Origin of the sequence: Gordonia sp. (in: high G+C Gram-positive bacteria) (assembly GCF_049299075.1) — a bacterium.
GTDB lineage: Bacteria > Actinomycetota > Actinomycetes > Mycobacteriales > Mycobacteriaceae > Gordonia.
Genome location: NZ_JBAQWU010000206.1, coordinates 1 through 3384, shown reverse-complemented (window position 1 = coordinate 3384; position 3384 = coordinate 1). Strand labels below are relative to the sequence as shown.

Genomic DNA, 3384 nt, shown 5'->3' with positions numbered 1-3384 from the left:
GCCCGGCTCGATCAGTTGAACGAGTCGCCGCAGGCGCAGCTGCCGGTCGCGTTCGGGTTATCGATGGTGAAACCCTGCTTCTCAATCGAATCCACGAAGTCAATGGTGGCGCCCTTCATATAAGGCGCACTCATCCGGTCAACGGCCAGCTTGACGCCGCTGAAATTGTCGACGATGTCACCGTCGAGAGTGCGGTCGTCGAAGTAGAGCTGGTAGCGCAGGCCCGCGCAGCCGCCGGGCTGAACCTCGATGCGCAGGGCCATATCGTTGCGACCCTCCTGGTCAAGCAGCGCCTTGGCCTTGCTGGACGCCGAATCGGTCAGGACCACACCCGACTGGGACACTTCAGGCTGGGCGGTCTCGTTCTGGACGGTCATGGGTGCTCCCTCATCGTTCGTGGCTCCGGCGTGCTCCGGGGCTTGGTGCCCCCGGTGTCAATCCCGTGGTCGTTCTGATCCAACGGTACTCTTTCTCCGAATATTCCCCATACTCCGCGACTATTGCCCATTCTGGGCTACCTCGGCGACGCCGGGAAATGTCCACTGGCTGGCCAATTCGCCAGCTAGCTCGGTGAGCAGCGGCCCGGCGTGCTGTTTGGCGTCGTCGACGGACTGCGCGTAGTCGACGAGCGCGTGCACCTCACCGAAAGCCGCGGCTTCGGCGTCGGTCAGCTGCGACTGTCCAGCCAGCACCAGTACCGGCACCCCGGCCTGCGCGGCTTCCGCGGCGATCGCCGCGACCACCTTGCCGTGGCAGGTCTGATCGTCGATCGCACCTTCACCGGTGATCACCAGGTCAGCGGCGGCGATCGCCGCACGACGACCGGTCTCGGCGGCGACCACGGCCGCCCCCGATTCTCGGTGGGCCCCGCAGGACAGCAGGAAGGCGCCGAGCCCGCCTGCCGCACCGGCACCCGGTTCGTCGCGCACGTCGCGCCCGGATTGCCGCGTCAATTCGTCCGCCCACTCCGCCAGTCGAGCCTCCAGCAGTTCGACGGTGACCGAGTCCGCACCCTTCTGCGGTGCATATACCGCAGCCGCGCCGGTCAGCCCGAGCAGCGGATTGTCGACGTCGGTGGCGGCAATCACCTCGACGTCGTGCAGCAACCGTGCTGCCGAGTGCACCCCGCCGGACCGTTCGGCGACGATACCGCCGAGTCGTTCAGCAGCACCGCGACCGCCGTCGGTGGCCGCCGTTCCACCGAGCCCCACGACGATCCGCGTGCACCCGGCCTGCAGGGCCGCCGAGATCAGGTCGCCCACCCCGGCACTGGAGGCCGACAGCGCCGACTGCGGGGTGCGCGGGACCGGGACCAAGTGCAGCCCGCAGGCCTGCGCCGCCTCCAGATAGGCCACCCGATTGTGCAACAACCACTGCGCCCGCGTCGGCTCGCCCAGCGGACCGGTGACCGTCTGGGTGCGCACTTCACCGCCGAAAGCCGTCGCCAACACCTCGATGAAACCCGGGCCACCGTCCGACTGGGGCGCGAGAGTCACCACATCCGTTGCGCGCGCCGCATGCCAGCCGGCACCGATCGACGCGGCCGCCTCGACCGCCGTCAGCGTCTCGCCGAACGAATCCGGCATCACCACCACATTCGCTCGCTTCATCATGTCGGGTGACGGTAGTCGGCCGAGGCCCGGCGCGTACCCGGTCTCGTCAGACTCCACGCCCGGCCCCTCGGTCGCCGCGGGCCGGTCATGCCCTAAACTCGGGGGCGTGAAGCTGCCCTGGAATTCCGGCTCCGACGCCGCCGACGACGGCCCCCAGACGACTGTCGATGACGCCATCGCCGCCGACACCGCCGACGACCAGCGGTCCGGGACGACAGCGGGCAAGGGCCGACCGACGCCCAAGCGACGGGACGCCCAAAACCGCCGACCGGGACCGGTCGCTCCGCCGCCCACCAACCGGTCCGAGGCGCGCGCCCGACGCAAGTCGCAGAAGCAGACTCTCACCAAGGAGGAGCGCAAAGAGCTGAAGTCGCAGCGTAGTCAGCAGCGGACCGAGCAACGCGAGAAGATGATGGCCGGCGATGAAAAGTACATGATCGCCAAAGATCGGGGCCCGGTCCGCGCGTTCGCCCGCGATCTGGTCGACTCCCGCCGCAATGTGGCTGGCCTGTTCCTGCCGTTCGCGGTCGTCCTGCTGGTCGCGATGATGATGCCGCAGTACGCGTTCTTCATCAACATCCTGCTGCTGGCCTTCGTGATCGTCGTGGTGGTCGACTCGATCATCCTGGGCCGGATGGTCAATAACCGGGTGCGCGAGCGCTTCCCGGAAACCACCGACACCGGCTTCCGGCTCGGCTTCTACTCTTTCGTCCGCGCGATGCAGTTGCGCATGATGCGCGCCCCGCGTCCCCAGGTCTCTTCGGGCGACAAGGTCTAGCCCTCGATGCGCACCCTGGTCCTGGGCGGCATCCGATCGGGTAAGTCGGCGCGCGCCGAGACTCTGCTGGATACCGCATCGCGGGTGCGGTATCTCGCGACCGGTGCCGCGCCGGACGACGACGACGACGACCCATCTTGGGCTCAGCGGGTGGCGGCCCACCGCGCCCGGCGCGGCGACCGCTACCACACCGTCGAGACGATCGACCTCGCCGCCGCTCTGCGCGCCGACCAGCGGGCAGCCACCGTGATCGACGATCTCGGCAATTGGGTGACCCGGCTACTAGACGACGCCGGTTGGGATCGCCCGGATGTCGACCTCAGCGAGCACATCGACGACCTCGCCGCCGCCGTCGCCGCCTTCCGCGGCGATCTGGTGATCGTGAGCCCCGAGGTCGGCCTTTCCGTGGTGCCCGCCGCACCCGCAGGCCGCCGCTTCGCCGATGTTCTTGGCGCAGCGAACCAAGCCATCGCCGCCGCCTGCGATAACGTTGAGCTGATCGTCGCCGGGCGCATCCTCACCCCGACCGCCTATTCCGAAGGCCTGGTTTCGACTTGCTCCGCTCGCTCAACCAACGAGGGAAACTCTCCGGTTGAGCCAGTCGAGGAACGAGCCCGTGCCGAAACCACTCCGCCGACCGAGTTCCCGCTCAATCCGATCGACGCCGAGATCTTCGATGTTGTCGACCTGCCCAACGACGACATTGCCGAGCAGACCCGGCAGCGACTGCTCACCCTGACCAAACCACCCGGCTCACTGGGCCGGTTGGAGGATCTGGGCGTCTGGATCGCCGCATGCCAAGGTGCGTGCCCGCCGCGCCGCCTCGAATCCCCACAAATCGTCGTCTTCGCCGGCGATCACGGGGTCGCTCGTGACGGGGTCTCCGCGTTTCCACCCGAAGTGACCGCGCAGATGGTCACCAACATCGTCGACGGCGGTGCGGCAATCAACGTGCTTGCCCGCCGGACGGGGGCGGGGGTGCAGGTGCTGGAC

The 3384-nt window shown here is 68.1% G+C and carries 4 protein-coding genes; 2 read left to right on the top strand and 2 right to left on the bottom strand.

The window, feature by feature from the left end; translation table 11 throughout:
• Window positions 1–11 precede the first annotated feature (11 nt).
• Together WAW85_RS06530 and WAW85_RS06525 are read right to left on the bottom strand one after the other, a co-directional pair.
• Window positions 12–377, bottom strand: a complete 366-nt coding sequence (locus WAW85_RS06530; RefSeq protein WP_422558822.1) for a HesB/IscA family protein — start codon at window positions 375–377, stop codon at window positions 12–14.
• 120 nt (window positions 378–497) lie between these two features.
• On the bottom strand, window positions 498–1613 hold the full coding sequence (locus WAW85_RS06525) for a glycerate kinase (RefSeq protein WP_422558821.1): 1116 nt from the start codon (window positions 1611–1613) through the stop codon (window positions 498–500).
• A 106-nt stretch (window positions 1614–1719) separates the two neighbouring features.
• Between WAW85_RS06525 and WAW85_RS06520 the strand changes: the two genes are divergently transcribed.
• Window positions 1720–2391 carry a DUF3043 domain-containing protein gene (locus WAW85_RS06520; protein ID WP_422558820.1) on the top strand — a complete coding sequence of 224 codons (672 nt, stop codon included), beginning with the start codon at window positions 1720–1722 and terminating at the stop codon, window positions 2389–2391.
• A 6-nt stretch (window positions 2392–2397) separates the two neighbouring features.
• Window positions 2398–3384 (top strand): bifunctional adenosylcobinamide kinase/adenosylcobinamide-phosphate guanylyltransferase (locus tag WAW85_RS06515; protein WP_422558819.1); only part of this gene is annotated, 987 nt, incomplete at its 3' end.

Bases quoted from the DNA above. Each gene is read 5' to 3' on its own strand.
- WAW85_RS06525 (WP_422558821.1), bottom strand. From the start codon at position 1,613: ATGATGAAGCGAGCGAATGTGGTGGTGATGCCGGATTCGTTCGGCGAG.
- WAW85_RS06530 (WP_422558822.1), bottom strand. From the start codon at position 377: ATGACCGTCCAGAACGAGACCGCCCAGCCTGAAGTGTCCCAGTCGGGT.